The sequence below is a fragment of the Bacteroides sp. M10 genome, from assembly GCF_014334015.1.
GTDB lineage: Bacteria > Bacteroidota > Bacteroidia > Bacteroidales > Bacteroidaceae > Bacteroides > Bacteroides intestinigallinarum.
This window is the reverse complement of sequence record NZ_CP060488.1, coordinates 4,843,761-4,861,492: the sequence shown is the minus strand read 5'-3', so window position 1 is coordinate 4,861,492 and position 17,732 is coordinate 4,843,761. Positions and strand designations below refer to the sequence as shown.

At 39.6% G+C, this 17,732-nt stretch carries 14 protein-coding genes; all 14 read right to left on the bottom strand.

Annotation, left to right across the window (positions count from 1 at the left end):
• Positions 1-129: 129 nt before the first annotated feature.
• The 14 genes from H8796_RS17710 to H8796_RS17645 all read right to left on the bottom strand — a co-directional run bounded on the left by H8796_RS17710 (position 130) and on the right by H8796_RS17645 (position 17,715).
• Positions 130-1,068 (bottom strand): N-acetylmuramoyl-L-alanine amidase, encoded by a 939-nt coding sequence (locus H8796_RS17710; RefSeq protein ID WP_117933677.1) that lies wholly within the window; start codon positions 1,066-1,068, stop codon positions 130-132.
• 28 nt (positions 1,069-1,096) lie between these two features.
• On the bottom strand, positions 1,097-1,447 hold the full coding sequence (locus H8796_RS17705; RefSeq protein WP_117933675.1) for a hypothetical protein: 351 nt from the start codon (positions 1,445-1,447) through the stop codon (positions 1,097-1,099).
• Between the two features lie 85 nt (positions 1,448-1,532).
• On the bottom strand, positions 1,533-2,051 hold the full coding sequence (locus H8796_RS17700; RefSeq protein ID WP_004296078.1) for an HU family DNA-binding protein: 519 nt from the start codon (positions 2,049-2,051) through the stop codon (positions 1,533-1,535).
• Between the two features lie 311 nt (positions 2,052-2,362).
• Entirely contained in the window at positions 2,363-4,312 is a 1,950-nt protein-coding gene (locus H8796_RS17695; RefSeq protein ID WP_117933673.1) for a cytochrome c biogenesis protein CcdA, read from the bottom strand.
• A gap of 58 nt (positions 4,313-4,370) precedes the next feature.
• On the bottom strand, positions 4,371-4,853 hold the full coding sequence (locus H8796_RS17690) for a hypothetical protein (RefSeq protein ID WP_117933671.1): 483 nt from the start codon (positions 4,851-4,853) through the stop codon (positions 4,371-4,373).
• Positions 4,840-5,241, bottom strand: a complete 402-nt coding sequence (locus tag H8796_RS17685; protein WP_117933669.1) for a hypothetical protein — start codon at positions 5,239-5,241, stop codon at positions 4,840-4,842. Before H8796_RS17685 ends, H8796_RS17690 begins: the two co-directional genes overlap by 14 nt.
• 147 nt (positions 5,242-5,388) lie before the next feature.
• Complete coding sequence (locus tag H8796_RS17680) at positions 5,389-5,928, bottom strand: hypothetical protein (RefSeq protein ID WP_233530339.1); 540 nt, start codon at positions 5,926-5,928, stop codon at positions 5,389-5,391.
• Between the two features lie 122 nt (positions 5,929-6,050).
• Positions 6,051-7,898 (bottom strand): S41 family peptidase, encoded by a 1,848-nt coding sequence (locus H8796_RS17675; protein WP_117933667.1) that lies wholly within the window; start codon positions 7,896-7,898, stop codon positions 6,051-6,053.
• A gap of 32 nt (positions 7,899-7,930) precedes the next feature.
• Complete coding sequence (locus H8796_RS17670) at positions 7,931-10,465, bottom strand: PL29 family lyase N-terminal domain-containing protein (protein ID WP_233530340.1); 2,535 nt, start codon at positions 10,463-10,465, stop codon at positions 7,931-7,933.
• Positions 10,466-10,547: 82 nt separating this feature from the next.
• Positions 10,548-12,770, bottom strand: a complete 2,223-nt coding sequence (locus tag H8796_RS17665) for a hypothetical protein (RefSeq protein ID WP_117933664.1) — start codon at positions 12,768-12,770, stop codon at positions 10,548-10,550.
• A gap of 21 nt (positions 12,771-12,791) precedes the next feature.
• A complete protein-coding gene (locus tag H8796_RS17660; RefSeq protein WP_117933662.1) occupies positions 12,792-13,847 on the bottom strand; it encodes an Omp28-related outer membrane protein in 1,056 nt (351 codons plus the stop codon).
• Between the two features lie 9 nt (positions 13,848-13,856).
• Positions 13,857-14,975 (bottom strand): Omp28-related outer membrane protein, encoded by a 1,119-nt coding sequence (locus tag H8796_RS17655; protein ID WP_117933660.1) that lies wholly within the window; start codon positions 14,973-14,975, stop codon positions 13,857-13,859.
• A gap of 5 nt (positions 14,976-14,980) precedes the next feature.
• Complete coding sequence (locus H8796_RS17650) at positions 14,981-16,075, bottom strand: Omp28-related outer membrane protein (RefSeq protein WP_117933658.1); 1,095 nt, start codon at positions 16,073-16,075, stop codon at positions 14,981-14,983.
• 35 nt (positions 16,076-16,110) lie between these two features.
• Positions 16,111-17,715 carry a DUF6029 family protein gene (locus H8796_RS17645; protein ID WP_117933656.1) on the bottom strand — a complete coding sequence of 535 codons (1,605 nt, stop codon included), beginning with the start codon at positions 17,713-17,715 and terminating at the stop codon, positions 16,111-16,113.
• Positions 17,716-17,732: the final 17 nt, after the last annotated feature.

Genomic DNA, 17,732 nt, shown 5'->3' with positions numbered 1-17,732 from the left:
TAAAAAATTTCGCCCTCATTCTCATTGTATATCCCGATGATGAATATGAATATTATTGAACAATCACTCCATTAAGCCCGAGATACCTCTACAAAGATAGTATTATTCTATATATTTCTATGCAAATCCTCAAAAAAGAATTCTCCTCTTTTTATAAATAAAGTAAAGTAACATCAATGCCGATATACTAATTATTAGCATCCAACTTATATTTTTCCTATAATATAAGCTATTCTCTTCCTCCTCACAAACCACTTTATGATGATTCGTGTCGATGAAAGATGATATTTGAGTATCTTCTTTCTCATCTATCCTCTCTTTCTTTTCAAAAACCTTATTCACCGTCTTTCTGCTACCTGAAATAAAACAGGTGGAAGAGAAATCCCCTGTCGCAGTATCTTTCCCCAATACTACCAATATTTGTTCGGTAGACTCCTCCATCCGTTCCAGCATCTTCTTTTCCTGATTAACATCATACGAAGCCACATGGGAAGAATGCCCGGAAGAACTTGAATCCATCTGCACCTCATTGCTCCTACTGATAACTTCCTTCTTACTCCTGCATCCCGACAACACCCCCGGAAGAACAAGAATCAGCAATAAAACAAACAGCAGCTCCCTCCCACTCTTCATAAACTCCCTCACATCAAAACAAGGACACGCTTTCACATATTCATAAGGTTCGATCACCCCGTCTCCATTCAAATCCGGCGAAGTATCCCGGTGTCCCAATACCTGAAGAATAGTATATTGCCGTTGTAAATCCATTATTACTTGATAAAGCACCCGTTTTTGAGCATTTGTCCGGGTATCCGCCGGATGTCCATTCTCATCCAGTCCCCCGATATAACAGATCCCGACACTTCGCTCATTCCAACCTTTGCAATGCGCTCCTGCCAAATCAATCTCCCTTCCTTTCTCCAGTCTTCCGTCCAGACGGATAACATAATGATAACCGATACCGTTGAACCCACGTTCCCGGTGCCAACGGTCAATATCTGCGGCGGTAAAATCCTGTCCGGCTTTTGTAGCCGAGCAATGCACTATAATAGAATCTATCTTTCTCATGACATTTTATTCTTATCAACTAACCTCATTAATATTCCGAAGGAGGAATGCGCTTCACACACCCTCTGATCTCACACTTTTTCACCTCCGACTCTTTCTGTGCCAACTCTACTTCATGGCATTTATGTATCCAGTTGATCTTCTCTTCCTGCTCCTTGCGAAGCTCGATATAAAGCCCGTCTATTTTCTCGTCCCGCTGTGTCAGGCGATCTTCCAGCCAATCCACCTTTTTACGACGATTTTCTTCTTCCAGACTGCTTACGTCTGCCTCCTCTTTCCGTGCATCCGTTTTCCGGCAAGAGATATATCTCACCATCCATTTCACCGCTTCCAAACCACCCATAGCAGTAATGAAAGCAAGGATTGTAGTTATTTGCATATTGATCTATTTATGTAGTTATAAAGAAAGAATGAGGCCGAAGCCCCATTCCAAACAAAGTCGCTAATTCCCGACTTCCCGTTTATTAAGCTGCCGGATCGGGTGCTTCACCATTGCCTCCCGCACCTCCGTCAGGATCCGGTGCTTCGCCTCCTTCACCTGAATCACCGTCAATGATACTTGAGTCGTTGATATGATCCAAATCCTTAAACTTCAATCCATCCGAACGCGTCGAAGTTCCCGTAAAGAGACGAATATCCGAATTCGCACGAAAACAAACCCGCAGACCGCTAATGTCAGATACAGTAAAGTCTTCCGCCTTTTCCGTTCCCTTGCTTTGAGCTGAAAGGAAAAAGTAACCCAATCCCTTAATGTTCACTGAACGGCCCGAAAGTAATGTCTTACGTAGAAGTGTACGAAAATCTTTCAATACACTAATCGTTTCACCCTCACTGACACCGGAAGTAGAAGAGATTTCTTTCGCAAACTCGTCCAGTGTAGCACTCGTATCATACTGATAAGAAATCACCGGATACACTTTCTTTCCTGCCTCTTTGTTTGTCGGATCACACAGACGTTGAACTCTTTTAAATCTAATTGCCATAATACTTTTCTTTTTTAAATGAATACTGTTTAATAATTATTTCGCTAACGTTAACGATGCAAAGATGCGGCATATTCAACGGACATGAAACGACAAGCGATTATCGGCACTACAAAGCCTACAAACAATATTTATAGCAAATAATCAACCCAATACCTTGAAAAAAACGACAAGCAGGGAGGCAAGGGAACATAAAAAAGACCGGCAAACAAAGTCACGCTTTGTATGCCGGTCTTACTACCTAAAAACAATTTCTTTTTCTAACCCTATCGATCACGAGTCCAGGTTAAAAAGAAAATAAATGACTAAATTCATTTTACGTAATGTTCCAATCCTTTCTGTAAAAACTCAATATAGGAAGTAATATCTTCATTATATGCGTACGACTTATTCAACGGATAACCTTCATTATCCAGCAATACATAAAAAGGTTGTGCATTTGCTCCAAACTTCACACGTTGCAGATAGCTCCATCTATCCCCTACCGTGCGTAAGGTACGCTCCGTCCCATTTTCCGTAACCTTAAGCGGCTTGTCCAACGGAGTCTTATCATCCACATACAAAGAGATAAGCACATAGTTGTCATTAATAATACGGCCTACTTGATTATCAGTCCATACTGCAGCCTCCATCTTCCGGCAGTTCACACAACCAAATCCTGTGAAGTCAACCATTACAGGCATTCCCTGTTGATGGGCATACTCCATTCCGGCATCATAATCCCTGAACTTCGGATGGACTTCATTCGAATACAGATTAAAATCCTGTGTCATTACAGGAGGGGCAAATGCACTGACAGCTTTTAGGGGAGCTCCCCAAAGTCCGGGAATCATATACACAGCAAATGCTAAAGAGACAAGTGCAAGAAAGAAACGTGTAACGCCTACTTTATTTTCATCACCATCGTGCGGAAACTTGATCTTCCCTAACAGATATATGCCCATCAGACCAAAAATCACAATCCATAATGCTAGAAAAGTTTCCCTGTCCAAGATTCTCCAGCCGTATGCAAGATCGGCCACAGACAGGAATTTCAGTGCAAAAGCAAGTTCCAGAAAGCCCAGTGTCACTTTAATCACATTCATCCATCCTCCTGATTTGGGCATTGACTTCAGCCACGAAGGAAAAAGGGCGAATAGTGTAAAAGGTAAAGCCAAAGCAATGGCAAAACCTAACATTCCGATAGCAGGAGCAATTACACTGCCAGTTGTAGAAACCTGTACGAGCAAAAAGCCGATAATAGGTCCTGTGCAAGAAAAGGAAACTAAAGAAAGTGTAAACGCCATCAGGAAAATGCTTAATAATCCACTAGTCGCTTCCGCTTTACTATCCACCGCATTGCTCCATTTAGACGGTAGAGTAAGTTCAAACGCCCCGAAGAAAGAAGCTGCAAAAACAACCAACATCAGGAAAAAGAGAATATTGAATATGGCATTCGTTGATAAGGCATTTAATGCGCTGGCACCGAAAATTAAAGTAATTGCCAGTCCCAAGGTCACATAAATCACCACAATCGAAGCGCCATAAGTCCATGCATCCCGAATTCCCTTCTTCTTGTCTTTGTTTCTCTTCAGGAAGAAGCTCACAGTCATAGGAATAATCGGCCATACGCAAGGAGTGAACAAAGCCAATAACCCACCAAGAAATCCGGTGACAAATACATACAGCCAGGATTTATCCTCTTGAGAATGTTCTTCACCCAACTCTTGCAGTTCATTAATAACCGGCTTCCAAAGATCATTTTCCGATTGCTTCTCCACTACATTTACCGGAGTCGCTTCCTCCTCTTTTATAACTGCGATATTCGCTTCTGCTTTTGTTCCATATTGAAAAGGGATTTGAGTCGGAGGTAAACAACTCTCATCATTACAAGCCCCAAACTCCAAAAATCCTTCTATAAAGTAATCACTTCCTGTAAATCTTATTTTTTGGATAAACTGTACCGTATCTTCAAAATAGCGTACATTCATCTCAAACATCTTATCATAAATACTGATTTCTTTTCCAACAGGTTGCAGTTTACCTACTATTTCCACATGATTACTTGTATCTAGGTTGAAAGTGGCGGAAATAGGACCGTCATCTCCCAATTCAGTCGAATATACATGCCATCCTTTCTCAATGGATCCTGTAAATACGATTTCGGCTTCTGTTTCCGAAGTTATTTTCAACTCATTTTTAAACTTTACAGGCTCTTTGATTTGCGCTTGTATATTTCCAATAGTGTACCAACCTAATAATAAAAATAAAATAATTCTCATTTTTCTAAGTTCAAAATTATAATCTATTATACAACAAATTTATTTCACTGTTTATATTCTATTGTGCTCGTCGGTTCCTTATATCTTTCAGCATCTCTATATATTCTTGAGAAGGATTCTTATTAGAGGTATCTGCATTTGATGGCGGAGGTATCACTTTGATCAATAAAAAGATGCAAAATATTACCCAAATAAGATTTATTGCTAAAAAAATCCAAACTTGTTTCATGCGTTGTCGTTGTTTTTCTTTAGTTTCATTACGATATTTATCAGCAATAGACAAATATCGTCCATTGCTAACAAATAATCTATGAGCAACAAAAGCGAATATAACAGCCAAAAGTATACCTAACTCTTCATTGTTTTGTACTTCCAATGAATGTAATACTCCAACTATTGGGCCAACAAAAACAAAAGTAAACAATGAGGTCGGTAGTAATAGCCCTGCTACTTCCGGTGACCTCTTTTCTCCCCACAATCTAAGCTGCCATATATATGTTCGATAAAATAGATATTCATATATTTGTTTAAGTATTTTCATTCTCAATATATTTTTTATATGGTCCACCATAAGTAGAAATATATCCAAAAACAATATTTGCCGAAGATTGGGATATAAATTGATAATCTTTTTCAGAAATATTGTTCCAAATTACAACTCCATTAATTATAGCATCAAGACCGAATATATATTTTCCTATTTTTTCTAAGCGTAGAGCCTTTTTCGTCACAGTACCACGAGTCCCTGTATATTGGTTACCTCCCCAAGATGTTTTATACCATTTACCATCCATTCCACGCCACATTCCATCATGTACAAGCGAATAAGCTTTTATTCCGGTATATGTCCCTACTGCATAATTTATCATAGAGTAAGCATCACCTACACCGGGCAAACCCGTTTCTTCTATTTTTCGGAAGCTTTCCATGAATTGTGATTTCCCATCACTTACAGTCCCATAACTACTCAAGTCGTAACTAGCATTGTAAGAAAATACAGCAGCTCCATATACTGCATAGGTTCTAACAAACTCATCATATTTTTATCATTCATAGTATTCTTTTTTTAAAGTTAATTAATTATTTACCAGTGAAATAGAACGAAACCACTTATACTCCCCCTCTGCTCCTTCTCTCCATATTTTCAATTGATATGGCTTGGTTACAAAATATTTGTTTAAAGTAGGATTGTAAATTCTTACAGCAAAATTATATGTTCCTTCACCGCCATATAGTACTACAACAGTCGTATACCAATCAGAATTAAATATTTCCTTTATAGACTCACTCGCAGGTACAGGTCTATCTATCCAAAATCCATACTCATTCCATTGATAGACACCTCTCGGTATGACTATCGGATATTCAGAATCATAATTTACTATTGATATGTATGTATTCGACAAAGGACATTTATCACTCTCCCCGATACATAACCTTTCACTTAAAGGTAGTGTTTTTTCGTAATAATTTGAAAGTATAATATCCCAGCTAGTTACTACATTATCCACCACTTCATATTCTGATTTACTTTCAGAATCATCATCCGAACAACTACTTATTAATCCTAACATTCCAATGAATATGATTAATTTATATAACGATTTATTCATCATAGTATCCCATTTTATTTCTATTTATTTATAGAGCAAAAATGGGGATGCCCTCACTAACACCTTACCGAGAAGCATCCCCTTAAACTTAAGAGAAAATTTATTTCACAAGAGATTTAGTCTTACTAATATAAGTTTTCCACTTCCGGCTTGTTATAAATGAGCGAGCCAAAAGTTCCCACAGGGCGTTTCAAAGGTACAGATGGTACTCTAATGATTTCATCTTGTTGCGAGCGGGTCATTCCTGATCTTCCGCTACGTTTCACAGGTTCTCCTGTAGTCGGATCCACTCCTTGAACATCACATAGTGCCCAATATAATGGATAATTGAAATCAAAATTATCCCAATCTCCGAAAGCATAAGGAAATACATTATCAATATCATCCTCATAGCTTGAGTTTTGATTGTTCAACATGACATCCGGATCAATGCCATCAGCATAATCACCCCAATCTTTAGCATTGAAAGAACGGAAAGTAATCGGAGCAAATTCATAATATTTATTTCCATATTTATACTCTTGCACTTCCATTCCCACGTTCTTTCCCTCCGTGCGGCTACCAAATAATTTCACAGGGAAATCAATTCCTCTTAATCCACTAATTATCAATTCACTAGCGGAAGCCGTTTCTTCAGAACAGATGATTCTTACAGAATTAAGATTTAGATCATCACCATCTCCAAAACGGATATATTCATCCGCACCGGAACTACGTTGCATTTTCATAAATACATCCGAACGATGTGATGTACCAGCGATGGAAGCTGCTAAATAACGGGCTAATTCAACTGAACCTCCATTATTGAAACGTAAATCTAAAATCAAATCTGTGATACCTTCTGCTTTGAACTGTTGAATTACATATTTCAAGTCTTCCTCAAAGTTCAAATCAAAACTTAGATAAACCAAATAACCGATGTTGAATTTATTCTCTTTTTTATCTTTTATAAACATCGAATTCAAGATAGGGCTATTGTTGTAAGCACCGGTAGTTAATGTAGTCGTTCCATCCACTAAATCATAACCACCCTGTTTTTCATCAAAGATTTTGCGTCTATAGCCGATCTTAAAAGTTTCACCTCCACCTGCATAAAACAAAGTACTCATATATTGCTGGTAATTGTTCTTATTCAAAGTAACCCCATCAACAGAAACAATCACGTCACCCCGTCTCAATCCGGCTTTGGTAGCAGGAGATTCTAAATACACATATCCAATGGATAACCCAATAGTTGTTCTATCCGGCATATAAGAAGAGAAAAACGTACCAAGCCCCGATCCTACGACACTTGTTGCACGAGTATTTGCACGCGTTCTACCGGAACCAGTAGTTTCCGTAATATAAGAATAGATATAACGCTTGCCGGCATTGACAGAGAATGCACGATAAGTACCTCCATCCTCCATGTTGGTTTTCATCGGTAAAAGATAAGTTGACAGAAATTTATCATAAGATACTGATTTATAATCTATATCCAATGTATTATATTCATCCTTAAAGAGATAATGCTCCTTCAAATATTTATCCATAAACTCATTAAGAGCCAGATCTACTGCTGTTCCGGAGCCTCCTTTTTGTGTAATAGTACAAACAGTAACAGGAGTTTTATATCCTTCCACTTGTACGACTACTGTCAGTATTCGTTCCTTTTCGGTTTCATTTTTATCAACCTTTACTCTAAATCCTCCCTTACCAGCAGCCGAATTGCCACTAATATTAGTCATCGAGGCCCAATCCGATCCCGTAGAATATTGCAGGGAAGGAGTCCATTTACCTACAGCAGTAAATGAAATATCAACCGTCTCTCCATATTGAGAAACCGCTTTTTCCGTTTCATTGCTGATTGCGGTAATCCCGTTATCCGTATTATCTCCCACTTCTCCGTCGTCACTATCCGAACAGTTACTGAACGTAAACAGACACAAGACAAGTAATACTACACTATAAAAACTATAAAATATATTTTTCATTTATCTTTTTATTAAATTGGAAAACTAAAAAATTATTCTGCCGGGGCTTCCACGACAGTTTTGGAAACTTCATAAAAGCGTCCTTCTTCATCTATCCAGGTTACATTAATATTCGTTGGTAATGAAGTATATTTAGAACCTGAATAAGTAGATGTTTGCTTCTCACCATGTGCCATCACATATCTGATTTGTTCATCATACATACCAGTCAGATAGTCGGCAGGTGCCACACATATGTAAAACATCTTACATACAGTTTTAGGAATTACAGTATACGAGATTGTATAAAACTTATCTTTCACTATCTTATCAATCTTCACCTCCGGAACACTGGCATTCCACAAGTCCGTATCTTTTATCCGGACATAGGTTGCCTTTTTGCTCGTATATTCCTTTTTAACCATTGTTGTAGACGGATTACCGTCAGCATCAACCGCTATCATATAGAGTACATATTCTGTATTAAACTGTATATCCTCAATGAGCAATTGATGGTTGTTCAAGTCAGCTACCGCAATTTCAGTCACTTCATTGTTCATTATCAAAGCTTGCTTTACCATTTCTTCATCTCCCCAATACGGATAATTCTTGAACTCGCTCATTTTCATGTGAATATATCGGTATTTCACAGGGTTACCAGTCGGTGTCAATGTCAAAGTAGTAGATAAGGTTCCCGCTTCGATAGATACATCAACCGAAATAGAAGAATTATACGACATTTCTTTTGAATCGGCCTGTACTTTAATTAATGAGCCCAATTGTCCTTTATTATCCAAAGCCACCGCAACCAAAAATCCTTTTGTACCCGGTTCTAAAGAAGCCCTTTCAAAATCAACAGCCTCTTTAGATAAATTTCCGTTCTCGATAAGATACGAAATAATCTCTTTTTCTGTAGCATAGTGGGTTATAGCCTGTTCTGTCATATAAGAGTAATAAAATTTGTAACAGTTTGTCCCCGGAGTGATGGGAGCGTTAACACTAGTTACCGTAGATTTTATTGTCCCTATATTCACTGTAGCAGTTCCGTCATACGTCAGTGCAGGAATTGAAATCTCCACTGCTGCCAGCTCTTCTGTTGTATATCCCTTTTCTATCTTATAAGGAATAGCCCAAAGTACATAAGTTGTTCCCGGTATAACTCTTGGCAAAAAATCCAACACCTTACCTTCTAATGGTCCATTATAATCAGAAGACTGTTTGGTTCCGCCACCAAAAGCAAGATCTTCTATTACCATATCGGGTGAATAGTTGGCTTTATTCGTAATCCCGGTATAATAAGACTCACAGCCTTTTCTAGTCGCAGAAACCGTTGCACCTTCAAATGTTATATCCGATACCTTCAATTCTACAGTCGCAGCAGTCTTTATCACAGTTGCAATCACATCATCAGGCAAACACGCTTCATCCATTTCTGGTGATGGCACTGCCCAGATCATATATGTCATTCCGGCTTCAGGATCCTTGCCCAGTAATTCTGCCAACGCAACTTTATCAAGAGCTTTTGTTTTCATATACATACGGGCAGAATATCCATTTACCAGTTCAGCTACAGATTCTGCACTATATTCACTGATTTCCAACACTCCCAGATAATACACTTCTATTCCACTTGCCAAAGTGGTGGAAACCATCTGCCCCTCAACTGATATATTCACAGGAGCTTCACCTATCACTACCGGAATTTCCGAAATAATACTCTTTCCGTTAGATGCAACAGCTACTATAGCAACCTTACCACCACTCTCTGCATACTGATTTTCTTTCACAGGAGCAATAATGGTCAGTCCTTTTCCTGTTAACGAAGTTTTCCAACCGTCGGGTTTCGTTACAGTATATTTTGAAATACCACTCATCTCAACCGGTATCAGTTTCTCTTCACCGTTCGCAAAATATTGCTTTCCTGACAACATCTCGCATTTCAAATCTTTAGATTTCAAGACTTTCAATACCGTACCATCCTTCAGTGTGAAATAAGCATAATCATCGTCCTCACTTACTCCACTAAAAAGAGAAGTATCTCCCGTAGATTCACCGGAGGCATACACACCAGTAGATTCCCAAGTCTTTCCACCATCAGAAGAAATCTCCCACTCCTTCGTTTTTGTATTGATACGAATCTTAGGAGCAGTACCCGTCACAGGCATTTTATTGCCTTCATCATCTTTTAAAAACGTTTTCTTACCATCCGTACCGGTCATTCCCCAGTAATAAATGCCATCTTCATCTTTTATCACGGTTATTTGTGGAACATCTTCCCCATTTCCTCCATTCCGAATGGTAATCTCTGTCTTATCCGAAAATTTAATAGTATAACTACCATCTTCATTCTCCAATACAGAAGCTATTGATTTATTTTGTGAGAGAGCATCAGTCAGTGTCTTCAACGTAGAAATATCGCTTTGTACATTTTGCAAGGAAGCTTCTAATTTATCCATGCGATCTTCCAGACCGGAAATAGAGTTTTTTAGATCATCGTCGTTATAACATGACGAAAACATTACTATACATACAGCCATCAGGAAAAACATCTTTTTCCTGCACTCCATAAAAAATTGAATTCTTCTCATATCCATATTTTTTTGATGATTAGAGAAAAGCCGCACGACAGACTTTCACACCATCGTGCGGAATAATTTATTTTAGCAACCCCTATTTAGCATGAGGATGTTTACCCAGTTTTTTCAGATCAAGATAAATAGTACTTCCACTCATCATCGCCCCCGGAGTATTCTTTTTCACTTCTTCCTTAATGATCATATTGGCAGGAATCCGTTTATCTTTCTTGATAACCTGTGGTTTTGCCGTTCCTATCATCCCCTTTGCTGATTTCGGAGCATCCGGGAACAATACGGAAGGATCTGTTATTATACCTTTGTCCTTATCATAGAATACTGTATAAAGGTCACCGATAACTTCATTACCGTCACTATCAGCACCGATAGGCACACATAAAGCAACTAAACGTTTGGCTTCACTTGTCTTGTCGTATGATTGAGTAGTGGAGTTCACTGTTGTCAAACCATAATCCAAACAATATTCTTTCCATACGTCCATACACTCTTGATAAGTATAGTCACCACTGGCAGAATATTTGTCCTCAAGAATTGTATGATAAACCTTGGCCACATCCTTTACAATAGAGAAATGTACAGTGAAATTACCGATTTCACTCATATACCCATCCAGCTCCATTGTTGGATTCGGACCTGCTATAATTGCCTCTGTATTAGCTTTCACAATCTTTACATCTGTCAATACACCGTTCCAATCTTCTGCCAGATATGCAAACGTATATTCGGTAGCCGGATTCAGTCCTGTCCAAGTGAAGCTCTCCACTCCTCCTGTCGCTTCGGCAGGCCATACATTTGAATCTGCAGATAACAGATATTTTATCAACTCCGCTTTATTACCATCTTCCAGCAAATCCGGTGTCATAATATACTGATGATAGAATACTGCAGTGTTCTGGTTGTAAGAATAATTCAATCTCAAGCTTGTACGTCCCGGATCGCTGATTGTTATATTAATATCAGCTTCAGATGCATCCGGAGTATCCGTAATGCGCGCTATAGTAGAAAAAGAAGCATGCTTCACTCCAGATAGCTGACCATATTTATTGCGACCAACGTAAGCCACTACATAAGAAGTATTAGGAGCCAAATCATATTGGAATTGTGTGCCTTTAAATGAACCTTCATGTGCAAAATTTGTGTTTTTCACACCCCATCCTTCTTGATCTAGAGCTTGTGCTAAAGCAGTCATGGTTGCTTCATCCCCATTTTCATAAGGAGCCCAATCCGAGGCGCTGAATATACGGTAGAACATAGCAACACAATTCTTTTTCATTTCCACATTCATATCAACCATGGATGCACCGGCTCTACTAACAGCCAAGCTACATTCCGGCTTTTCTGCATTCTGATCTATTTCCTTCAGATGAAAATCCTGACGAACATATTCACCCGGAGTCTTATTCTCATCCAACCCGATACTGGTAGCAGTTACCATTCTCTTAGGATCAGCCGTATACCCAAAGTTTACCGTATAATACAATTCCTCTTGAGGAACCTGTGCCTCTTCTGCGGCCTTAATCCAATGTCTCATAAAATCTATATACAATGGTTTACCATACGTATTTATAAATGCATCAATAGGCTCCGCATCTCCACAAAACTGATAGAAGTATTTACAATCCTCATTAGGACGATATTGAATACCAACTGCACGATAACCTGTAGTTACATCAATATCCACACGAGGACTGCCTACCACACTCTGAACCGGTGTCTTCAGATGACATATTTTCATATCCGCCGGATTCTGTCCACCTTCATCATTACAGCCAATAGTAATAATCAAATATTCTGCACCGGGCACAATTTCCGACTGGGAATATTTTGAGTTAGCCCAATCGAATTCCGCATTCGGATAACTATCTCCTAAAGTCGACCGGCTAAATGTATATGCCCCCGCTCCTTCAGAATTGTAGAGAGCTTCTATTATCAGGTCTTCCACTTCTTCCTCTGTTGCTTGTACCCCTTTGCCTACACTTTCAAACAAATAATTATACATACGGCATAAAGGATATACGTCCAACCGATAAGACTGGACTTTAGCTCCCGGAGTACACTCAAATACAAAATTATGTTCGGTATTGCTAGTAACTTTAATACCTACTCCACGCTCACCGCCATCCACTTCATTTTCACCCCATTTTATAGGTGTAGGGTTGGGAGGAAGCGATGGGTCCGGATTTACCGGTACATCAGGTTCTACGCCCGGTTCGTCACTATCCGAACACGAAAAGACCATGGGACTTACAACTAAAATAAATCCCAACATGAGTAATAAACTAAATAATTTTTTCTTCATAATTAAAAGTGATAAATATGACTAATCATTTACATATTCATAATCGGTATCGCCATTGATTGCCTTACAAACTGCTAGGTTATTTACATAGCCGTTTTTATCAGTAACCAGTGCATAAAAAGAAATATTCTCTGCTTTCCATCCTTCGTCCATAATTACAGTATACTCTATGCCTTTTTCCATACCTGCTGCTATCTGCCCCAACTTATCGCCATCGACACTAGCAGACAGTAATTTGCGTACTACATGATTATGTGTGTAATCACGATAGATTCCTCCGTCATTCTGTTGATATTTCAATCCATCTTCTACTGCGTATAAGATTAAACGATATTCAGCATCCTTTTCCGATTTAACTTTCACTGTAACGGTTGCTTGTCCATCATATTGCGACTGGATACCCACTCCACAATGGGCAGGGTAGTTATCCAGTGATTCATTGAACACAGACCTCATGACATCATAGTTTTCAGACAATCCCATTTTTCCACGCATATCAACGACACACGAGGGGTAAGCAGATAAACCAAATTTATTGGACAGGATAGAAGACTGATCGATAACCATCGGATCAGCAGGCGAACCATTGACGTGAAAAGCCATCATATAAACAATACCTTCATAGCTAGAACTTATCAGATAATTCAAACGAGTCATTCCAGCCGGGCACATAGCACACCACGTCCCGGTAAATTCCATTGCACAAATGCGCCTTACAAACTTGGAGGGCGTGCCAGGTGCTTCACGCGCAATCACCGTTATCAATTTGGATACATACTTGCCGTAAGATGCCTCAAAAGCATACATCCCGACTTTGGAAGTAGAAAATGTGCTTCCATCCAAAATTTGCCCGTCCATTACGGAACGGATGACTGCATCAGCAGTGATGTCTACTCCGGCATGTGTTACCGTAAAGGTTATAACATCCTTTCCATCAGCAATCAGCGTATTCTTACTGACATTCAAAAGCACTTCTGTCTCTTCCGAATCATCAGAATTACCTGAACAGGAAATCCAGCATATACCTATGCCGCACATGCAGACCAACAATAGTATTTTATAAACATTTATATACATAGTTCTTTTTTATTCGTTATACAGGTAATCTGCCGATTCTCCAAGCTTACACTCATTTACATTGTTACATGTATAAGTTTTTCCCCCATCCAGCGTTGTCAGCATCGACACAATAACACGCATATTATCCACATTCCATCCCGGTTCCAATTGGCAAGACCGTTGCATGGTAGCTTCTGTTCCTGCCTTTACCTCCCCATTGAAACGGTCACCGTTCAATGACGTAGATACCACCGCACGAACCACATTGTTATGCGTATAATCATTCCCTCCATTCATTTGGGTATATTTAATTCCATCCTCTACCAGATAGATAAGGCAACGATAGGTATTTGTCACGTTAGAAGTTATTTTGGCGGTAACCATTACTGTACGGTCAGCAGCATTATGCACTGATTCAATGGCCACACCGCAAGAGGCGGGATAGTTACTCAACTCATTTTGAAGTTCTTTTTCAATCTGGCTCTTAATACTGATCATTTCTTTCGTACCTTTTCGCATATTATAAAAGAAACGGGGCAGTCCCGAGAAATTACCGAGAATATTAGTCCGGTAGTTGTTAGTAGCTGCCGTACTCATAGGATCGGTCACCCCACCGAAGTCCATGTGGAAAGAAGCCACCGCTAATCGTCCCGGTTGTTCAGTCTGAATGGCTTTCAATGTAGTACTAAGTGCCGGACAGGCCTGACACCCGACAGAGGTAAACTGCATCCCCAGCAATTTATGATAATAGCTGACTCCCCCTGATACGGAGGTAGCCTGAACGCTAACTTCATTTTCACTGACTATTGACTTTCCTTCATAATAACGGGCCTTAAAAACGTATGTACCCGGCACTGAAGTACTGAAAGCACGAACACTGTAATCCATATTTTCCTCTCCCGATTCCTTTACTAAAATCAGGTTCATGGTGCTCTCGTTACTTACATCTTTTGTGCCCAACTTAACTGTAAAAGTCACCTTCTCCACCCCATCTGCCTGTATAGCCGTTTTATCGGCCGTAATACGCAGAATGCCGTCATCCGTCCCTCCGTTCTCCGTTTCGTCCGAACTGCCGGAACAGGATGACAGCATTGATAAACAAAGGATCATTACAATTGGTAGAATTGTCGAGTATAATTTATTCATAGGATCTAATCATTATAAAGATAGTCTATACTACCATTGATAGAACATTCGGTTATATTATCCACCATATATGCATCATCAACTTTCCGCAATGCATAAACCACTACCCGCGATGTTGCAGGATTCAGGTTCTTGGCATTAGAAATAATGAAAGTTGCGGCAGTATGCTCTTCGTTTGCATTTACAGTGAATCGTCCGTCTGTTGACATTGACAGGTAATTATTGGAGATAGCTCTGACTGTATAGTCATACGAGGATTCATTTCCTCCGGATGCGGTCAAACCATCAGTAACCAAGACATACACCAGATCATATTCTCCTCCCTGGCTTGACTTCAATGCTGCATTTACCGTTATCTCACCAATAGAAGTATTATAAGATGTATTCACCTTGATTCCGCATGTAGCCGGATATTTTCTAATCTGATCTTGTAAGGTCTGTTTGATTACACTAACATTTCTATCTATCGACATCACCTTCAAATCATAGATGCAAGTAGGAAAACCGGATGCTCCGAAACGGCTCATAATTGTGCTTGTTTGTGACAGGTGGAACGGGTCGGTGTCAGAACTGCTGGAAGAGTGAAAAGCCATTTTCACCATACGTCCCGGTATCTTTTCTTCCACTTTCTTCAATGATGAAGTCATAGCCGGACAATAAGTACACCAAGTTCCGGTCATCTTAAAAACACCCACCTTGCGGTAAAAAAGCTCATAATTCTTACGATTCTGTACAGTTACGGAAACTTCATCCGACTCCCAGTCCAAATAATACGCCTTAAACTTATGAGTCCCGTTTTCTACTGCCGAGAATGTACAGGTACGTCTTTCCAGATAATCACCGGTAGTAAGATCTTCAAAATATACGTTTTTAATATATTCGGAAGTTGTCAGTACTTTCCCATTAGCATCCGTCACCGTAAAAGTCACCATATCTGTTCCATTGGCTTCAATCTTGGCTTTATCCACAGTCAGAGTAATAGGTCCCGTCACTTCACCGTTATCCGGCACTTCATTGTCGTCAGAATTGCCACTACATGCCATAAAACATCCGCATAGGCATATCAGGCTTGACATAAAAAACATTGTAAATTTTCTCATATTCTATATTCTAATTAATAAATGATTCGCTGCACTCAAAAAGAAGTAGTTATCGTCAGGTTAGCACCTGTATATTTAGGAATCGTCCGGCAAACTCCACCTGAACAGACATACCCTTCCTTATTACGCCCATAACTCAAAGCGACACGTGTACGGGATTTGGCATAACTGGCTCCCACATTGTAATAATGGATTTTATCTTTACCGTGATTATACATGTCACTTCCATAAATACTCCATGCAGGAGCAAAGTTTATTTCCAGCAAAGCGGCCATCCAATCTTTCTTATCTTCCTGTGTAGTAAGATATTGTAACTCCATACGGGTTGAGAAAGAAGGGGTAAACTTATATTGTAAGTCTGCCACAAAAATATTCGACAGGTTGGTCGTCTTACTCGCTCCGTACGAAGGACTATATTCTTGCATGGAGTAAAGCAAATTCATTTTGAATGACTTCGTCCATTGCTTTTCCACATCAATACTAAAATCACGGAATGACAAGTTGCCTATCTGTGCTGTACCTTCTTTTTCTAAAGCATAATAGGTAGAAAAGTTAGCATGTAATTTCAAACCGCGTTTGCCTCCGATAACCGTTCCTCTTTTGAAATGATAAAAAACATCCAGTTGTCCGCCCATCTCCCCGCTGATTGCTTTTGTCACATCTCCTATTTGTGGAGTGTGAGGATGTAAATTGGTCAACATATAGGTATATTGCGTACTCATAGCCGGAACATAATTCAACAGATTCGAAGTGGAGCCATTACCGGCAATAATTTCACTGCTCATCCATTCCAAACGACGTCCGGTCAGGTTTATCCCTAATCCGTTGCCGCTATATCCCAGTTCCAGCAATTGTGCATTGGCACGCTTCTTTGCATAAAGCTTGTCGTCGTGAATGAAATTATAATACTTATTACCCCCGTCTACATACTCACCCTTCGCTGTAAATCCGGAACGTTCAAAATTTACCCGTCCCGAGAAACCATTCGAATAAGGTTTTCCTCCCTCTTCTTTCAGGTCGATATTTATTTTCTCATATCGGTTTAATGCTCCTCCTTCGATACTCAAAGAAGAGTTTTGCCAACGAAGCAAGTCAGATAGGGAGAAACTTACATCTACACCACGTACCTGCGTATCAGAAAAATCCATACCGAATCGTGGAGTTCCCCAAATAGCTTTCACACCTACAATATTCTTGTAATTGTAGGTAAAACGTGCTCCCATCACCGCATTATTCAATCCGAGCATACGGTCCTCCCAACTACGGAATAACAGTCCACTCCCGAACTGCTCATAAAATGTACCCGCTGTTACGGAGAAGTCTTTATCTGCCCAAGATACATAATAGTTGGTCAGTTTTGCTTTCTCCAGTTCTGCGGGATACCCTACCAGTACAGGTTCATAGGCTTCCAATTGCACACCTACGGCAAATTTCCCCTGATAGTAATCCAACTTCAGATAATTGTTCGAGCCGAAATGATCTTCCGGTGACTCTGCTTCCGTCTTGCTGTCATCCCGGTAATAAATCGTATTTGTTTCAAAGCTCCCTGTCAGATAACCTTTCTTGTTATCATCCTGCGCATGGGCCAGAGTTGATGCCAACGCTAATAAAGCCAACACCTGAATTCTTATTCTAGTCATGTCATTGCGTTTATCTA